Raw genomic sequence first — 14660 nt, 5'->3', positions numbered from 1 at the left:
ACCTGATCTCATGCGTTACGAATTCGATTTCCCAGCCGTCCTGTCCGCCTGGCCTCTGCTGCTGGACGGGGCCTGGGTCACGCTGCGTCTGGCGCTGTTCGCCACCGTGCTGGGCTTCGCGCTCGGCACGCTGTGTGCGGTCGCACGCACCAGTGGTCCGGCCTGGCTCGGTCGCCTGGTCGGTGCCTATGTGGAGCTGATCCGCAACACGCCACTGCTGATCCAGAGCTACTTCCTGATCTTCGGCCTCTCGAGCGTCGGGCTGAACCTGCCCATCCTCGCCGGCGCCACGCTCGCGCTGGTGGTCAACATCGGTGCCTACACCACCGAGATCATGCGCGCGGGCATCGAGTCGATCCACCGCGGTCAGCTCGAAGCGGCCTCCTGCCTGGGCCTCAGCCGCATGCAGATCTTCCTGCACGTGGTGCTGCGCCCGGCGATGGAGCGGGTGTACCCGTCGCTCGCCAGCCAGTACGTGCTGTTGATGCTGGCCTCCAGCATCCTGTCGTCGGTGGGCGTGGAGGAGCTGTTCGGCATCGCCAACCGCATCCAGAGCGACACCTTCCGCAACTTCGAGGTCTTCGTGGTGCTGGGCGGCGTCTACCTGGCGCTGTCGGTGCTGCTGCGCGGGCTGTTCTGGGCGCTGGGCCAGGTGCTGTTTCCGCGCCAGCGCCGACTGGGGACCGCGCTGTGAACGCCACCTTCATCCAGTCGCTGCTGATGGGCGCTCTGGGCACCGTCGTGCTCAGTGGCCTGACCTTCGTCTTCGGCGGCCTGCTCGGCCTGGCGGTGGCCTTCGGCCGCATCTCGCCGGTCGGTGGGGTGGCCGCCATCACCCGCCTGTACATCCAGACGTTGCAGGGCCTGCCCCTGCTGGTGCTGATGGGGGTGTGCTTCTATGGTCCGAACCTGCTGGGCCTTGCCTCGGTACCGGCACTCGCCGCCGCCACGCTGGCGATGACGATCTACGCCAGCGCCTACCTCGGCGAGATCTGGCGCGGCTGTCTGCAGGCAGTGCCGCGCTCGCAGTGGGAAGCCGCCGAATGTCTGGGCTTCAGCCGCGCCCAGCGCATGCGCCGGGTGATCCTGCCGCAGGCGCTGCGGCTGGCCACGCCGCCCACGGTGGGCTTCATGGTGCAGATCGTCAAGAACACCTCGGTGGCCTCTCTGGTCGTGGGTTATGCCGAGCTGTCCTACAACGCCAAGATCCTCAACAACACGACCTTCCAGCCCTTCCTGTACTTCGGGTTGGCGGGCCTGATCTATTTCTGCCTGTGCTACCCGCTGTCGCAGCAGGCCCTCAAGCTCGAAAGGAAGCTCAATGTCAGTGGTCGTTGAACTGAAGGACGTGCACAAGTCCTTCGGGCAGGTGCATGTGCTGCGCGGCGTCAGCTTCGAGGTGCAGCGCGGCCAGGTGGCGGCCATCATCGGCCAGAGCGGCTCGGGCAAGAGCACGGCGCTGCGCTGCATGGACCGCCTGGAGACGATCGACGGCGGCCAGCTCACCGTCTGTGGCCACGCGCTGCACGACCCGGACGTCGACATGAAGGCCCTGCGCCGCGACGTGGGCATCGTGTTCCAGAGCTACAACCTGTTCCCGCACCTCACGGTCGAGCAGAACGTGACGCTGGCGCCGTGCACCGTCAAGCGCAAGAGCGCCGCCGAGGCCCGCGAGATCGCCCACGCCGTGCTGGCCAAGGTGGGCCTGGACCACAAGATGGATGCCTACCCCGAGCAGCTCTCGGGCGGCCAGCAGCAGCGCGTGGCGATCGCCCGCAGCCTGGCGATGGAGCCCAGCCTGATGCTGTTCGACGAGGTGACGTCCGCGCTCGATCCGCAGCTCACCGGCGAGGTGCTCAAGGTGATGGAGCAGCTGGCCGCGGACGGCATGACCATGGTGCTGGTCACGCACGAGATGGCCTTCGCCCGCAACGTCGCGCATCAGGTCGTCTACATGCGCGACGGCCGCGTGCACGAACGCGGCAGCGCCGACATCCTGCGCCAGCCGTCCACGCCGGAGCTCGCGCAGTTCATTTCAGCCGACGCCTGATCGGCACGCCCCCCGAAGAACCCGGAGACGCCTCTTGATCCCGCAACGCCGTTCCCTGCTGGCCCTGATGGCCGGCTCACTCACCCTGGGCAGCCCTGCCGCCTTCGCCCAGCAGGACACGCTGGCGGCCATCCGGGCCGCCAAGGTGCTGCGTGTCGCCCTCGAGTTCGGTCGCCCGCCCTGGGGCTTCAAGGATGCCAGCCTGAAGATGACCGGCTCCGACATGGAAGCCGCCCAGCTGCTGGCCGCCGACCTGGGGGTCAAGCTGGAGATCGTCGAGGTCACCGGCCCGAACCGCATCCCCTTCCTGCAGACCGGCAAGGCCGATGTGGTGCTGTCGACCTTCTCGATCACGCCGGAGCGGCTGAAGGTGATCGATTTCTCGGTGCCCTATGCCAGCGCGGTGCAGATCGTCGGTGCGCCCAGGTCCATCGCGATCAAGGGCCCGGCCGACCTGCAGGGCCGGCGCGTGGGCGTGACCCGTGCGACCACGGGCGACGTGGAGCTCACCAAGCGCGCCAAGGACCTGGGCGTGGAGGTGCTGCGCTTCGACGATGAATCGACCAACATGACGGCGCTCACCACCGGCCAGGTCGACATCGTGGTGCAGGAGCCCGCCACCTTCCTGGCCGTGGCCGCACGCGCACCGCAGCGCCAGCTGGAGTCCAAGTTCGTGTTCACGCAGTTCCCGGTCGGCATCGGCCTGCGCAAGAACGATGCGGCGCTGAAGGCCTATCTCGACGCCTGGGTGCGCAGGCACATGGCCGACGGCAGACTCAACGCAATCTACCGGACCTTCCACGGCACCGACCTGCCGGCCGACATCACCCAGCCGAAATGACCGCCTCCGCTACCACCCCGGCCCCGCTCACCATCGCCATCACCGGCGCCGCCGGCCTCGTCGGCAGCGGCCTGCGCCGACAACTGCTGGCCGCCGGCCACCGCATCGTCTCGCTGGATCTCCGGCCCATCACCGATCCGGCCCCCGAGGAGACCGCCCACGTCGTCGACATCGGCGACCAGGCTGCCCTGACGACGCACCTCAGGGGCGTCGACGGCATCGTCCACCTGGCCGCCTGCACCACCGACGCCCCCTGGCCCGACCAGGTGCGCCTGAGCATCGAGGGCACGATCAGCCTGTTCGATGCCGCACGCGCCGCCGGCGTGCGCCGCATCGCCTACGCCAGCTCGCACCACGTGGTGGGCCTGCACCCGCGCGCGCCCCATGGCCCGCGCATGGGCGACACCGCCATCCTGCGCCCCGACAGCCGCTATGCGGTGGGCAAGGCCTTCGGCGAGAACATCGGCGCGCTCTACGCCTGCAAGTACGGCCTGCAGGTGCTGGCGATCCGCATCGGCAACGTCAACACCCGTCCGATCGACCGCCGCCGCCTGGGCAGCTGGATCAGCGAACGGGATCTGGCCCAGCTGGTGACGATCGGCCTGACCCACCCGGACGTGGCGTTCGACATCGTCTACGGCATCTCCGACGCCAGCGGCCGCCACTACGACAACGCCACGGCCCATGCGCTGGGCTACCGCCCGCAGGACAGCTCCGAAGGCTGGGACGAGACGGTGCTGCGCGAGGACCCGCCGCCCGCGGCGGGCAGCGACGCCGCGCACACCGCCGCCGAACTGACGCTGGGCGGCGGCTTCTCGCAAGCCGAATTTGAGGGCGACGGCCGGCGCGTGCTGCACCGCAGCCCACGTTGAGGCCGGGCACTTGGCGCGTCAGGCCACCCGCTCGCTCAACCGCTCGGCCAGGCGCGGCGTGGCCCAGTCGACGAACGCGCGCACGCGCAGCGACAGCAGGCGGCTGTGCGGGAACAGCCACTGCACGGCCACCGCCTCAGGCTCCCAGTCAGGCAACAGGCGCAGCAGCCGACCGGCGGCCAGGTCATCGCGCACCTGGTAGCTGAGGAAACGGCCACAGCCCACACCGCGGCGGCAGGCCTGCAGCGCGGCCTCCACCTGGTTGGACGAGAACACCGTCTGCGGTGCCACCCGCACCGGCGCGCCGGCACCGCGGCTGAACAGCCAGTCACCGCCGCCATCCAGCCCGCCGGCACGCACCGCGCGGCAGCCGGCCAAGGCCGACGGGTGCTCAGGCGCAGGCCCGTGGGCGGCCAGCCAGTCCGGGCTGGCGCACAGCACGCGCCGGCAGCTGCCCAGCGGCCGGGCCACCAGCGACGAGTCGGGCAGGGTGCCGATACGCAGCGCGAGGTCCAGGCCCTCCTCCAGCAGGTCCACCACACGGTCGACCAGCAGCAGGTCGACGCGCAGCCCGGGGTGCAGCTGCAGGAAGTGCGCCAGCACCGGCGCCAGGTGCAGGCTGCCGAACATCACCGGCGCGGTCAGCGTCAACCGGCCGCTGGGCTGCTGCTGCCGCTCGGACAGCGCGGCGTCGGCATCGTCCACCTCGGCCAGGATGCGGCGGCAGCGCTCCAGGTAGACGCGGCCCTCGTCGGTGAGGGCGATGCGACGGGTGGTGCGGTTGAGCAGGCGCGCGCCCAGCGCCTGCTCCAACGCGGCCAGGCTGCGTACCACCGCGGTCAGCGACTGGCCGGCGCCGGCCGCCGCGGCCGACAGGCTGCCGGCGTCGACGATGCGCACGAAGGTGTCCATGGCCTTGAGCTTGTCCATGCCCGGACCTTAGCCGATTGGCCACGCATTACACCGGAATGTGCAGCAATCCCATGCGCAACCGGATCTTTATCTGCACTGGCCGCAGCGCCACCATGGGCGCCATGAGCAGACACTTTGCCGACATCGCCTACAGCCCCACCGTGCGCGACGAGCAGAGGCGGCGCCTGGGCGCCCCGCTGCCCACGCCACCGGATTCCGTCGAGGCGCTGCTGGGCCCGCGTGAGCAGGCCTGGATCGCGCAGCGCGACACCGCCTTCCTGGCCACCGTGAATGCCGACGGCTGGCCGCATGTGCAGCACCGCGGTGGCCCGCCCGGCTTCCTGCGCGTGCCCGATGGCCGCACGCTGGCGCTGGCCGACCTGGGGGGCAACCGGCAGTTCGTCAGCGTGGGCAACCTGCGCGACAACGACCGCGTGGCCCTGCTGCTGCTGGACCCGGCCGAGCAGCGGCGCCTGAAGCTGCTGGGCCGCATGCAGGTGCTGGAAGCCGATGCGCTGGCCGCCGGGCAGCCCGAGGGCGCCCCACAAGCCACCACGGCCTTTGCGCCGCTGTCCTTCCCCACCCAGGTGGCCCTGATCGAGCTGGCCCGACAGCCCGGCGCCGAACGGGTGCTGCTGCTGCAGGTGGCCGCCTTCGACTGGAACTGCAGCCGCCACATCACCCCGCGCTGGACCGAGCAGGAATGGCGGGCCAGGTCCTGATCGCTTTCCCAACCCGTCAACTCAGGAGACACCGATGACACTGCATGACCTCGAACTGTCCGGCAACTGCTACAAGGTGCGGCTGTTCGCCGCGCTGGCCGGCATCCCGCTGCAACTTGCACCCGTCGACTTCCTGGCCGGCGCGCACCAGCGGCCGCCGGTGATCGACCTCAACCCCTGGGGCGAGCTGCCGGTGCTGGTCGATGGCGAGGTGGTGCTGCGCGACTCGCAGGCCATCCTCGTCTACCTGGCGCTGCGCCACGCCGCGCCGCAGTGGCTGCCACGCGAGCCGGCCGGCATGGCCGCGGTGATGCAGTGGCTGTCGACGGCCGCCAACGAGGTGCAGAACGGCCCCTGTGCGGCACGACTGGTCGACAAGTTCGGCTACGCGCTGGACAAGGCCGACACGCTGCGCCGCAGCGCCCGCATCCTGCCGCTGATCGACGCCCACCTCGCCCACCGCGACTGGCTGGCCGCGCCGCAAGCCACCATCGCCGACTGCGCGGTCTTCCCCTACCTGGCGCTGGCCCATGAAGGCGGCGTGGACCTGGCGCCCTACCCCCACCTGCGCGGCTGGATCGGCCGCGTGAAGGCGCTGCCCGGCTTCCTGCCGATGCCCGGGGTGTGAACCCGGGGCCGCCTCGGCCCGGGCCTCAGGTGCTGCCGCGCACCACCAGCTCGAAGCCGATGTCCACCCGCGACGCGGTCGCAGCCAGCGCGCCGGTGGCGGCGTCACCGCCATGCCCCAGCCGGGCCAGCAGCAGCTGGCCGGCGCGGGTGCCGATCTCGCCGCGGCGCACGCGCACGGTGGACAGTGGCGGCACAGCCAACTCGGCCACCGGCAGGTCGCCGAAGCCCAGGATGGCCAGCCGCCGGGGGACGTCCCAGCCCTGGCGCAGGCACTCGAACAGCACGGCCGTGGCCAGCAGGTCGTTGTTGCAGAACACGGCGCTGAGCGCGGGTTGCCGCGTGACCATCTCGACCAGGCGCTGCGCGGCCTGGGCCATGGTCGCGGGCGGCCGCAACAGCGCGGTCAGCACCTCGGCCCCCTGCGCGGCAGCGGCCGCCTGGAAGCCCTGCAGCCGCAGGCGGGAGCGGTCCTCGTCCGCGCCCAGGAAGCCCAGCAGTCGATGGCCGCGCCCCAGCAGATGGCCGGCCGCGGCGGCGCCGGCCGCCACGTTGGAGAAGCCCACCGCCATGTCCAGCACCGGCGCGCCGCCCGGCTCGGGCAGATCCCAGGTCTGCACCACGGGGAGCTCGGCCTGGCGCAGGCGCACGCGCAGGGCCGGCGGCTGGTGGCAGCCGGTCAGCACCAGGCCATCGACACGGCGCCCCAGAAAGGTCTCGACCAGCGCGGCCTCGTCGGCGGCACGGTAGCCGCTCTGGCCCACCAGCAGCTGATGGCCGCCTTCGGCCAGCGTCTGCGTCAAGGCCTCGATGGTCTCGGAGAAGACCAGGTTGGCGATGGTCGGCACGATGGCCGCGACGATGCGCGAGCGGCTGGTGGCCAGGCTGCCGGCCGTCAGGTTCGGCACATAGCCCAGGCGCGCGACGACGGCCTGCACGGCCGCGCGTGTCGCGGGCGCGACCTGCTCGGGCGTGTTGATGACGCGCGAGACGGTGACCAGCGAAACGCCGGCCTCGCGCGCGACATCGCTCATGCGCGGGCGCGGACGGGAGGAAGCCAAGGGCGAAGACACCCCGCCGATGTTACGGACCGATCGGGATGGATGGAAGCGCTCTCATCGGATCGAACCGCCAGATTCCATCCCCTGGGACGAATGTTCTCTCGTGCGATCCGTGAGGACGCCGCGGCTTGCCGCCCCCGTCCTGCCCGGCTCCAATGGAAGCGTTTTCATCTTCCACACGATGCCGGGTCCGACCGGCCCAGGAGACTTGCCCATGCTGCGACGCCTCGTCCTCGCCGGTCTGGCCGGCGTGATCGCCACGCCTGCCACCCTCGCCCAGAACACGGTCGACTACCCCAGCCGGCCGATCAAGCTGGTGGTGCCCTTCCCGCCCGGGGGCACCAGCGACCTGATGGGCCGGCTGATGGCCGAGGAGCTGGCCCGGCAGCTCAGGCAGCCGGTGGTGGTCGACAACCGGGCCGGCGCTGGCGGCGCGATCGGTGCCGACCAGGTGGCCAAGGCCCCGCCCGATGGCCACACGCTGCTGCTGTCGGGCATCGGCAGCAACGCCATCATCCACGGCTTCCAGTCGCCCCGGCCCGGCTACACCGAGGCCGACTTCGTCCACATCTCGCAGCTGGCCGCCGGACCGAACGTGCTGGTGGTGCGCCACGACTTCCCGGCCCGCAGCTTCAAGGAGCTGGTGGCCTGGGTGAAGGCCCATCCGGGGAAGTTCAGCTATGGCCAGGTCCCGGCCTCGTCAGGCCATCTGACCACCGAGTACCTGAAGCAGACAGCCGGGCTGTTCATGGTCGGCATCCCCTACAAGGGCGGCGCGCCGGCCCTCAACGACGTGCTGGCCGGGCAGATCGAGGGCATGTTCATCAACCAGGATGCCGCGCTGCCGCACGTCAGGGCCGGCAAGCTGCGGGCCCTGGCGGTCACCAGCCCGCAGCGCAATCCGCTCTATCCGGACGTGCCCACGGTGGCCGAGGCCGGCTACCCGGGCTTCGCGGCCGTGTCATGGACAGGCCTGTCCGCACCGGCCGGCACACCGGCGGCCATCGTCGAGCGGCTGCAGACGGCCCTGGCCCGCGGCTTCGCCGCACCCGAGGCCCGCAACCGGCTCGAAGCCCTGGGCTTCGTCGTCGTGACCTCGACGCCGGCCGAGTACGGCCGCTTCGTCCGCAGCGAGGGCGAACGCTGGGCGCGGGTCATCCGCAGCGGCGGCCTGAAGCCGGACTGATCCCGACCCACGGCCCCTGTTCACATCGCCGGACCGGCACCCCCCCCCCGCGCGGTGCCGTGCCCCTCACTTCCCCTGTCCTCCTGCTCCACCCTCCCGACACCATGCACGCCGTCGAATCCACCATCGTTTCCTACGCCCCGACCGACGCCCTGGCCCGCACCGCGGCCCAGAGCGGTGACCGCATCGTCTGGGTCAAGCTCTCGCTGACCTACCTGCCGCTGGCCCAGCCGGTGAGCGACGCCAAGGTGCTGACCGGCCGCCAGAAGCCGCTGACCGAGATCGCCTTCATCTTCGCGGAGATCGCCACCCGCGACGGCCACAGCGGCATCGGCTTCGGCTACAGCAAGCGCGCCGGCGGCCCGGGCATGTACGCCCATGCCAAGGAACTGGCCCCCAACCTGCTGGGTGAGGATCCCAACGACATCGCCCGCCTGTTCACCCAGCTCACCTGGGCCGGCGCCAGCATGGGCCGCGCCGGCCTGACCACCCAGGCCATCGCCCCGTTCGACATCGCGCTGTGGGACCTGAAGGCCAAGCGCGCCGGCCTGCCGCTGGCCAAGCTGCTGGGCGCGCAGCGTGACAGCGTGCAGTGCTACAACACCTCGGGCGGCTACCTGCACACGCCGCTGGACCAGGTGCTGAAGAACGTCGAGATCTCGCGCGAGAGCGGCATCGGCGGCATCAAGCTCAAGGTGGGCCAGCCCGACCTGAAGATCGACATCGAGCGCGTGGCCGCCGTGCGCAAGCTGCTGGGCGATGACTTCCCGTTGATGGTCGATGCCAACCAGCAATGGGACCGCCAGAAGGCCACCCGCGCCTGCCGCGCCTTCGAGGAGATGAACCTCACCTGGATCGAGGAGCCGCTGGACGCGCACGACTTCGAGGGTCATGGCCTGCTGGCCGACCGCTTCGACACGGCGATTGCCACCGGCGAGATGCTGACCTGCTTCGACGAGCATGCCCAGCTGATCATGGCCGGCACCGACTTCATCCAGCCGGATGCGCCGCGCGTGGGCGGCATCACGCCGTTCCTGAGGATCATGGCGCTGGGCGAGTTCAAGCAGCGCAAGCTGGCACCGCACTTCGCGATGGAGATCCACCTGCACCTGGCCGCGGCCTATGGCATCGAGCCCTGGCTGGAGCACTTCGAGTGGCTGGGCCCGATGTTCAACGAGCCGATGCAGCTCAAGGACGGCCGCATGCACGTCAGCGATCGTCCGGGCCTGGGCTTCTCCTTGAGCGAACAGGCGCTGCGCTGGACCACCGAGACGCAAGAGTTCGGCACGCGGCCGTGAAGGCGGCGGCCGGCACGGGAGGCCGTGTCCCGCCCCTCAGCCCCAGCGCACGCAGCGCATGCTGATCGTCCCCTCCTCGAAGCCCTCGTGGATCCACCGCGGGGCCTCGCCGGCCTGCACCGCACCCAACGCATGGAACAGCGGGTACCAGTGGTCCGGCGTGGGCACGGCCTGGCGCGCCGCCTCGCCCCAGCGGGGCCAGCGCAGCAGCTCGGCCACGTCACCGGCCAGCAGGGCGGCCTTGACCCGCTGGTCGAAGTCCTCGGCCCAGGGCTGCAGGCCGTGGGCGGACGGGGCGGCCGTGTCCATGGTGCGGTCCAGGTTGTGCACGAGGTTGCCGCTGGCCAGGATCAGCACGCCCTCGCCGCGCAGCGCGGCCAGCGCGCGGCCGGTGGCCAGGTGCGCGGCGGCGTCGCGGCTGACGTCCAGCGAGAGCTCGAACACCGGCACGTCAGCGGCCGGATACAGGTGGTGCAGCACGGTCCAGGCGCCGTGGTCCAGGCCGCGGCCGCCGTGCAGGCGGACGGCGCGGTCCGGGGCGGCCCCGTCCCGGGCGGGGTCCCCGGGCCCGGCGCCCTCACCCAGGCGCTGCGCCAGCGTCCGCGCCAGCTCCGGTGCGCCAGGCGCCGGATAGCGCTGGGCGAACAAGGCCGCGTCCAGCCCGCCGAAGTCGTGCAGCGTCGCATGGCGGGCGTCGACGGAGACGGCCGTCTCGCCCGGGGTCTGCCAGTGGGCGGAGATCACCAGCACCGCCCGCGGCAGGCCCAGCTCCCGCCCGGTGCGGCGCAGCGCGCGGGTGTAGGGGCTGTCGCGCAGCACGTTCAGCGGGCTGCCGTGGCCGATGAACAGCACCGGCGCCGGGCCCTGCATGCGCGGCCGGCCGTCGGGCGGCTCCAGGCCATCGGTGCCCCTCAGATAACGCCACAGGTCCGCCAGGCCGGCGCTGGCGACCAGCGCGCCGCCGCCCAGCAGGGCGCGGCGGCGGGCGGGCGATGGCGGACGATCGGCAGCGGGTGTGGACATGGGTGGAGCATCCCACGGTCCGTCGCCCACGGCATTCAGCTGTCGCCGTGCCGGCGTTCAGCCCCGTTGAAGGCCGGGCGGACGCACCGGCTGAAGGTGGCGTGAACGGCGGCCCGCGGCCTCAGTTGCGCGCCAGGTAACGCGCCATGCTGGCCGGCGTCACCAGCTCGAACGGCACCCACACCTTCGACTCGACCTTCTGCCCCTTGACCAGCTTGAGCGCGGCATCGACGGCCCCCTTGCCCTGGCCGTGCGCATCCTGGAAGACGGTGACCTTGAGCTCGCCGGCCTTCATCGCGGCCAGCGCATCCTGCGTCGCATCCACGCCGGCCACGACCACCTTGTCGAGCTTGCGGGCGGCCTTCAGGGCCTGGATGGCGCCGATGGCCATCTCGTCGTTGTTGGCGATCACGGCATCGAACTTCAGACCGGCCGTCAGCCAGTTGGTCATCAGGTCGGCCGCCTTCACGCGGCTCCAGTCGGCCGACTGCTCGGCCACGATCTTCATGCCGTTGCACGGCGGCTTGGCGATCACGTCCTTGACGTCCTGCGTGCGCTGCAGCGCCGACTGGTTGGTCAGGTCGCCGATCATCACCAGCACCTGGCCCTTACCACCCAGCAAACGGCAGACCTCACGGGTCTGCATCGTGCCCGAGTCGACCTCGTTGGAGCCGACGAACACCACCTTGGGCGGCAGCGTGGCCTCCGACGGCGGATGGTTGACGTAGACCAGCGGGATGCCGGCGGGCTTCGGCCAGCGCCAGCGCCCTTCAGCCCAACCCCTCCAGCGCCCGGCACGCCTGCTGCAAGGCCTCCGGCGTCAGGGCCGCGAAGCCCAGGCGCCAGCCCTCGACGCCGGGGCCGGCGTGGTAGAGATCGCTCAGGGTCGGGGTCAGGATGCCGCGCTGGGCGGCGGCGCGGGTCAGGCGGCGCTCCTGGCCGGCGGGCAGGCGCACCGCCAGCTGCAGGCCGCCGCGGCTGTCCAGCGGCTCGGCCCAGGGCAGGTGGCTGTGCAGGGCCTGCAGCAGGGCGTCGCGCCGGCTGCGGTAGAGCTGGCGCATCAGCCGCAGGTGGGCGGCGAAGTGGCCCTGGTCGATGAAGTCGGCCACCACCGCCTGCATGGGCTGCGAGCAGTGGCCGTCGTAGATGGTGCGGGCCGTCACCAGCGGGGCCACCAGCGGCTCGGGCAGCACGACGTAGGCCAGCCGCACCGAGGGAAACAGCGATTTCGAGAAGGTGCCGATGTAGATCACGCGGCCGTCCTCGTCCAGGCCCTGCAGGGCGGGCGTGGGCTGCTGGTCGTAGAGGAATTCGCTGTCGTAGTCGTCCTCGATCAGCCAGGCGCCGGCGCTGCGGGCCTCGGCGATGAAGGCCAGACGCCGCGCCAGTGACAGCGCCCGCCCGGTGGGGAACTGGTGCGAGGGCGTCAGGTAGACCAGCCGCGGGCGCGGCCGGGCCGCATCCAGCGTGGCGCCCTCGTCGTCGAGGGCCATGTCCACCAGGCGCGCGCCGCTGGCGGCAAACGCCGTGCGCGCGCCGGCATAGCCGGGGTCTTCCATCCACACCGCGTCGCCCTCGTCCAGCAGCACGGCCGACAGCAGCTGCAGCGCCTGCTGCGAGCTGGTCAGCACCAGCACCTGGGCCGCGCGGCAGCGCACGCCGCGCGATTGCGTCAGGTAGCGGGCGATGGCCTCGCGCAGCTCGGGCAGGCCCTGGGGATCGCCGTAGAACATCAGCGCGGCGCCGTCGCGGCGCAGGCGGCGCTGCGTCAGCTGGCGCCACAGGTCCTGGGGAAAGGCCTGCAGATCGGGGCTGCCGGCGACGAAGGCGCGCGGCCGGTCCGGCTCGGCGCAGCCGCCGGTGGCCACCATGCGCTGGCCGCGCCGCGACAGCCCCGGCGCCGCCTCCAGCGCCCAGCGGCCCGCGGCCGGGCGTGGCGTGGCCGGGCGTGGCGTGGCGCCGCGGGCCGGCCGCGCGCTGGCGTCGGCCGCCGGGCCCATGTCGATGGCGACGAAGCTGCCCTGACCGACGTGCCGGCGCAGATAGCCCTCGGTCTCCAGCCGGGCATAGGCCGCCTCCACCGTCACCCGCGACAGGCCGAGGTCCTGCGCCAGATCGCGGCTGCTGGGCAGGCGCTCGTCGCGCCGCAGCTGCCCGCTGCGCACGGCCTGGCGCAGCGCGGCGCACAGGCGCTCGCGCCGGCCGCCGCCGGCCTGGTCCTCGAACAGGGTGAGCAGCAGGCGGGGCTTCATGACGGGTGCGGGCCGGGGCGGGGCACGGGGGCGGGGTCGATCCGCGCCGGATCACGGCCGGATCGGTGATTGGTCTGATCGAATGAAGAGGATTGGCATTATGGACAAGGCCATTGGCCGGCACACTCTCCTTCATCGATCCACGGATCGCCCCGCCCACCCTCTCGCAACCCAGCAACCCCGCAGGCCCGCCATGTCCCAGACCCCCGCCCCCGTCTCCCTCGTCCTGGCCTTCCCCGCACCGACGGCCGAGCAGTCGCGCGACTACATGGCCGCCAAGCTCAGCTACCACGCCGACGCCTGGGACGTGGCCGAGGACCTGCGCCACGGCATCGACGCCATCGTCGTCATCGACACCCGCTCACCCGCGCACTACGCGGCCGGCCATGTGCCCGGCGCGGTCAGCTTCCCGCACCGCACGATGGACGAGCAGAGCACCGCCCATCTGGACCGCAGCAAGGTCTACGTCACCTACTGCGACGGCATCGGCTGCAACGGCTCGACCAAGGGCGCGTACAAGCTGGCGCGCCTGGGCTTCCAGGTCAAGGAGATGCTGGGCGGCCTGGACTTCTGGATCCGCGACGGCCAGCCGGTGGCCACCGGCCCCGAGCGCGGCGCGATGCCCGCCGCCCGGCCGGCGATCGAATGCGCCTGCTGACGCGGCCCGCCCATGGACATCGCCCCCGCCACGGCGGCCGACGCCCCGGCCCTGGCACGGCTGTGCGCCGCGCACGCCGCCTACGAGCGGCTGCCGCACGAGGCCGACGGCCATGCCGACCGCCTGGCCTGGGCGCTGGCCAGCGGCCGGCTGCAGGCCTGGCTGGTCCGGCCGGATCACGGACCTGAAGCCGTCGGTTATGCCAGCGCCACGCTGGACTACGCCACGCTGGCCGGCGCGCCCTTCGTGCACCTGGACTGCCTGTACCTGGCACCTCAGGCCCGCGGTCAGGGACTGGGCCGGCGGCTGGTGGCGACGGTGGCCGCGCACGCCCGCAGCCTGGGCTGCACGCAGCTGCAGTGGCAGACCCCGGACTGGAACACGGACGCGATCCGCTTCTATGACCGGCTGGGGGCGGGCCGGCTGGACAAGAAACGCTATGCCTTGGCGGTCTGAGCGACGCCTCCCACCTCTCGCATGGCCCGCGCCAGCCCCACCTGCCCCGTGGCCTCCAGCCAGCGGATGGCCCCCTCGCGGTCGGCGGCCGCATGGTGCTGGTTGAGCTTGCGCTTGCCGTCCAGGCGATCCACACGGATCTCGATGCCGACGATGTGGGCCAGCTGCTCGGCCAGGTAGTCCGCGGGTGCGTCGCCCATCTTCCAGGGCACGGCCTCGGCAGCCTCGTGCTGGCGGGTGAGCCGGGCCACCACGCCACGCACGAAGGCCTCGTCATCGCGCACATGGATCGTGCCGTGGGCATGCACCACCTCGTAGGCCCAGGTGGGCACCCGGCGGTGGGTCTCGTGCTTGCCGGGATAGCTGCTGGGCGAGATGTAGCCCTGTGCACCGCGGAAGACGACGAGCACGCGCGCGCCCTCGCCCACCTCGCGCCAGACCGGGTTGGCACCCGCCACATGGGCCAGCAGGCGGGTGCGGCCATCGGCCGTCGCGTCCAGCAGGAAGGGCAGGTGCTCGGCCTCGAAGCCGGTGTCGTCCGGCGTCCGGCGCAGCAGGACGCCCAGGGCGTTCTCGCGCACGATGCGGTGGAGGACCTCGGCGGAGGGCTCGGCGAAGGCGGCGGGCAGGTACATGACGGGGAGTGGGTGGCGGGGGGTGAAGTCGCCGACGCGCCGTGCCCGGGGCACAGCGCATCGAGGA

The 14660-nt window shown here is 71.9% G+C and carries 17 protein-coding genes; 11 read left to right on the top strand and 6 right to left on the bottom strand.

Going from position 1 to position 14660, the window contains the following annotated elements; genetic code table 11:
• The first annotated feature begins 10 nt into the window (after positions 1-10).
• From AACH11_RS20915 to AACH11_RS20895, 5 genes are read left to right on the top strand one after another with little or no spacing between them, the layout of a single operon-like run.
• The gene (locus AACH11_RS20915; protein WP_341376215.1) at positions 11-694 is read left to right on the top strand and encodes an amino acid ABC transporter permease; all 684 of its coding nucleotides are present in this window, start codon (positions 11-13) and stop codon (positions 692-694) included.
• Positions 691-1338, top strand: a complete 648-nt coding sequence (locus AACH11_RS20910; protein ID WP_341376214.1) for an amino acid ABC transporter permease — start codon at positions 691-693, stop codon at positions 1336-1338. Before AACH11_RS20915 ends, AACH11_RS20910 begins: the two co-directional genes overlap by 4 nt.
• The gene (locus tag AACH11_RS20905; protein ID WP_341376213.1) at positions 1322-2050 is read left to right on the top strand and encodes an amino acid ABC transporter ATP-binding protein; all 729 of its coding nucleotides are present in this window, start codon (positions 1322-1324) and stop codon (positions 2048-2050) included. Before AACH11_RS20910 ends, AACH11_RS20905 begins: the two co-directional genes overlap by 17 nt.
• Before the next feature lie 34 nt (positions 2051-2084).
• Positions 2085-2891 carry a transporter substrate-binding domain-containing protein gene (locus tag AACH11_RS20900; protein WP_341376212.1) on the top strand — a complete coding sequence of 269 codons (807 nt, stop codon included), beginning with the start codon at positions 2085-2087 and terminating at the stop codon, positions 2889-2891.
• Entirely contained in the window at positions 2888-3763 is an 876-nt protein-coding gene (locus AACH11_RS20895; protein WP_341376211.1) for an NAD-dependent epimerase/dehydratase family protein, read from the top strand. Before AACH11_RS20900 ends, AACH11_RS20895 begins: the two co-directional genes overlap by 4 nt.
• An 18-nt stretch (positions 3764-3781) precedes the next feature.
• Here AACH11_RS20895 and AACH11_RS20890 read toward each other — a convergent pair whose 3' ends face one another.
• On the bottom strand, positions 3782-4693 hold the full coding sequence (locus tag AACH11_RS20890) for a LysR substrate-binding domain-containing protein (protein ID WP_341376210.1): 912 nt from the start codon (positions 4691-4693) through the stop codon (positions 3782-3784).
• A 104-nt stretch (positions 4694-4797) separates the two neighbouring features.
• Here AACH11_RS20890 and AACH11_RS20885 point away from each other — a divergent pair, with 104 nt between their 5' ends.
• Together AACH11_RS20885 and AACH11_RS20880 are read left to right on the top strand one after the other, a co-directional pair.
• A complete protein-coding gene (locus tag AACH11_RS20885) occupies positions 4798-5397 on the top strand; it encodes a pyridoxamine 5'-phosphate oxidase family protein (RefSeq protein ID WP_341376209.1) in 600 nt (199 codons plus the stop codon).
• A gap of 34 nt (positions 5398-5431) precedes the next feature.
• The gene (locus tag AACH11_RS20880; protein ID WP_341376208.1) at positions 5432-6025 is read left to right on the top strand and encodes a glutathione S-transferase family protein; all 594 of its coding nucleotides are present in this window, start codon (positions 5432-5434) and stop codon (positions 6023-6025) included.
• A 25-nt stretch (positions 6026-6050) separates the two neighbouring features.
• Here AACH11_RS20880 and AACH11_RS20875 read toward each other — a convergent pair whose 3' ends face one another.
• Positions 6051-7058 (bottom strand): LacI family DNA-binding transcriptional regulator, encoded by a 1008-nt coding sequence (locus tag AACH11_RS20875; RefSeq protein WP_341376207.1) that lies wholly within the window; start codon positions 7056-7058, stop codon positions 6051-6053.
• A gap of 241 nt (positions 7059-7299) precedes the next feature.
• On the opposite strand from AACH11_RS20875, the gene AACH11_RS20870 reads away from it, so the two are divergent.
• Complete coding sequence (locus AACH11_RS20870) at positions 7300-8271, top strand: Bug family tripartite tricarboxylate transporter substrate binding protein (protein WP_341376206.1); 972 nt, start codon at positions 7300-7302, stop codon at positions 8269-8271.
• Positions 8272-8375: 104 nt separating this feature from the next.
• Complete coding sequence (locus AACH11_RS20865) at positions 8376-9569, top strand: L-talarate/galactarate dehydratase (protein ID WP_341376205.1); 1194 nt, start codon at positions 8376-8378, stop codon at positions 9567-9569.
• A gap of 36 nt (positions 9570-9605) precedes the next feature.
• Here the strand turns inward: AACH11_RS20865 and AACH11_RS20860 are convergent, their stop codons facing one another.
• From AACH11_RS20860 to pdxR, 3 genes are all read right to left on the bottom strand, one after another.
• Complete coding sequence (locus tag AACH11_RS20860) at positions 9606-10592, bottom strand: dioxygenase family protein (RefSeq protein ID WP_341376204.1); 987 nt, start codon at positions 10590-10592, stop codon at positions 9606-9608.
• 121 nt (positions 10593-10713) lie between these two features.
• Positions 10714-11325 (bottom strand): substrate-binding domain-containing protein, encoded by a 612-nt coding sequence (locus AACH11_RS20855; protein ID WP_341376259.1) that lies wholly within the window; start codon positions 11323-11325, stop codon positions 10714-10716.
• 37 nt (positions 11326-11362) lie between these two features.
• A complete protein-coding gene (gene pdxR / locus AACH11_RS20850) occupies positions 11363-12844 on the bottom strand; it encodes a MocR-like pyridoxine biosynthesis transcription factor PdxR (RefSeq protein WP_341376203.1) in 1482 nt (493 codons plus the stop codon).
• Positions 12845-13037: 193 nt separating this feature from the next.
• On the opposite strand from pdxR, the gene AACH11_RS20845 reads away from it, so the two are divergent.
• The gene (locus tag AACH11_RS20845; RefSeq protein ID WP_341376202.1) at positions 13038-13502 is read left to right on the top strand and encodes a rhodanese-like domain-containing protein; all 465 of its coding nucleotides are present in this window, start codon (positions 13038-13040) and stop codon (positions 13500-13502) included.
• Between the two features lie 12 nt (positions 13503-13514).
• The gene (locus AACH11_RS20840) at positions 13515-13958 is read left to right on the top strand and encodes a GNAT family N-acetyltransferase (RefSeq protein ID WP_341376201.1); all 444 of its coding nucleotides are present in this window, start codon (positions 13515-13517) and stop codon (positions 13956-13958) included.
• Here AACH11_RS20840 and AACH11_RS20835 read toward each other — a convergent pair.
• Positions 13940-14593, bottom strand: coding sequence for an FMN-binding negative transcriptional regulator (locus tag AACH11_RS20835; protein ID WP_341376200.1), 654 nt, complete (start codon positions 14591-14593; stop codon positions 13940-13942). The genes AACH11_RS20840 and AACH11_RS20835 overlap by 19 nt on opposite strands.
• Positions 14594-14660: the final 67 nt, after the last annotated feature.

The organism is Pseudaquabacterium rugosum, assembly GCF_038066575.1.
In the GTDB taxonomy this organism is placed as follows: domain Bacteria; phylum Pseudomonadota; class Gammaproteobacteria; order Burkholderiales; family Burkholderiaceae_C; genus Pseudaquabacterium; species Pseudaquabacterium rugosum.
Note: the sequence above shows the minus strand (reverse complement) of the source record. Positions and strands in the feature narration are given on the sequence as shown.

Coding starts and splice junctions, on each gene's coding strand:
- AACH11_RS20915 (WP_341376215.1), top strand. CDS start 11: ATGCGTTACGAATTCGATTTCCCAGCCGTCCTGTCCGCCTGGCCTCTG.
- AACH11_RS20905 (WP_341376213.1), top strand. CDS start 1,322: ATGTCAGTGGTCGTTGAACTGAAGGACGTGCACAAGTCCTTCGGGCAG.
- AACH11_RS20895 (WP_341376211.1), top strand. CDS start 2,888: ATGACCGCCTCCGCTACCACCCCGGCCCCGCTCACCATCGCCATCACC.
- AACH11_RS20890 (WP_341376210.1), bottom strand. CDS start 4,693: ATGGACAAGCTCAAGGCCATGGACACCTTCGTGCGCATCGTCGACGCC.
- AACH11_RS20885 (WP_341376209.1), top strand. CDS start 4,798: ATGAGCAGACACTTTGCCGACATCGCCTACAGCCCCACCGTGCGCGAC.
- AACH11_RS20880 (WP_341376208.1), top strand. CDS start 5,432: ATGACACTGCATGACCTCGAACTGTCCGGCAACTGCTACAAGGTGCGG.
- AACH11_RS20875 (WP_341376207.1), bottom strand. CDS start 7,058: ATGAGCGATGTCGCGCGCGAGGCCGGCGTTTCGCTGGTCACCGTCTCG.
- AACH11_RS20870 (WP_341376206.1), top strand. CDS start 7,300: ATGCTGCGACGCCTCGTCCTCGCCGGTCTGGCCGGCGTGATCGCCACG.
- AACH11_RS20865 (WP_341376205.1), top strand. CDS start 8,376: ATGCACGCCGTCGAATCCACCATCGTTTCCTACGCCCCGACCGACGCC.
- AACH11_RS20860 (WP_341376204.1), bottom strand. CDS start 10,592: ATGTCCACACCCGCTGCCGATCGTCCGCCATCGCCCGCCCGCCGCCGC.
- pdxR (WP_341376203.1), bottom strand. CDS start 12,844: ATGAAGCCCCGCCTGCTGCTCACCCTGTTCGAGGACCAGGCCGGCGGC.
- AACH11_RS20845 (WP_341376202.1), top strand. CDS start 13,038: ATGTCCCAGACCCCCGCCCCCGTCTCCCTCGTCCTGGCCTTCCCCGCA.
- AACH11_RS20840 (WP_341376201.1), top strand. CDS start 13,515: ATGGACATCGCCCCCGCCACGGCGGCCGACGCCCCGGCCCTGGCACGG.
- AACH11_RS20835 (WP_341376200.1), bottom strand. CDS start 14,593: ATGTACCTGCCCGCCGCCTTCGCCGAGCCCTCCGCCGAGGTCCTCCAC.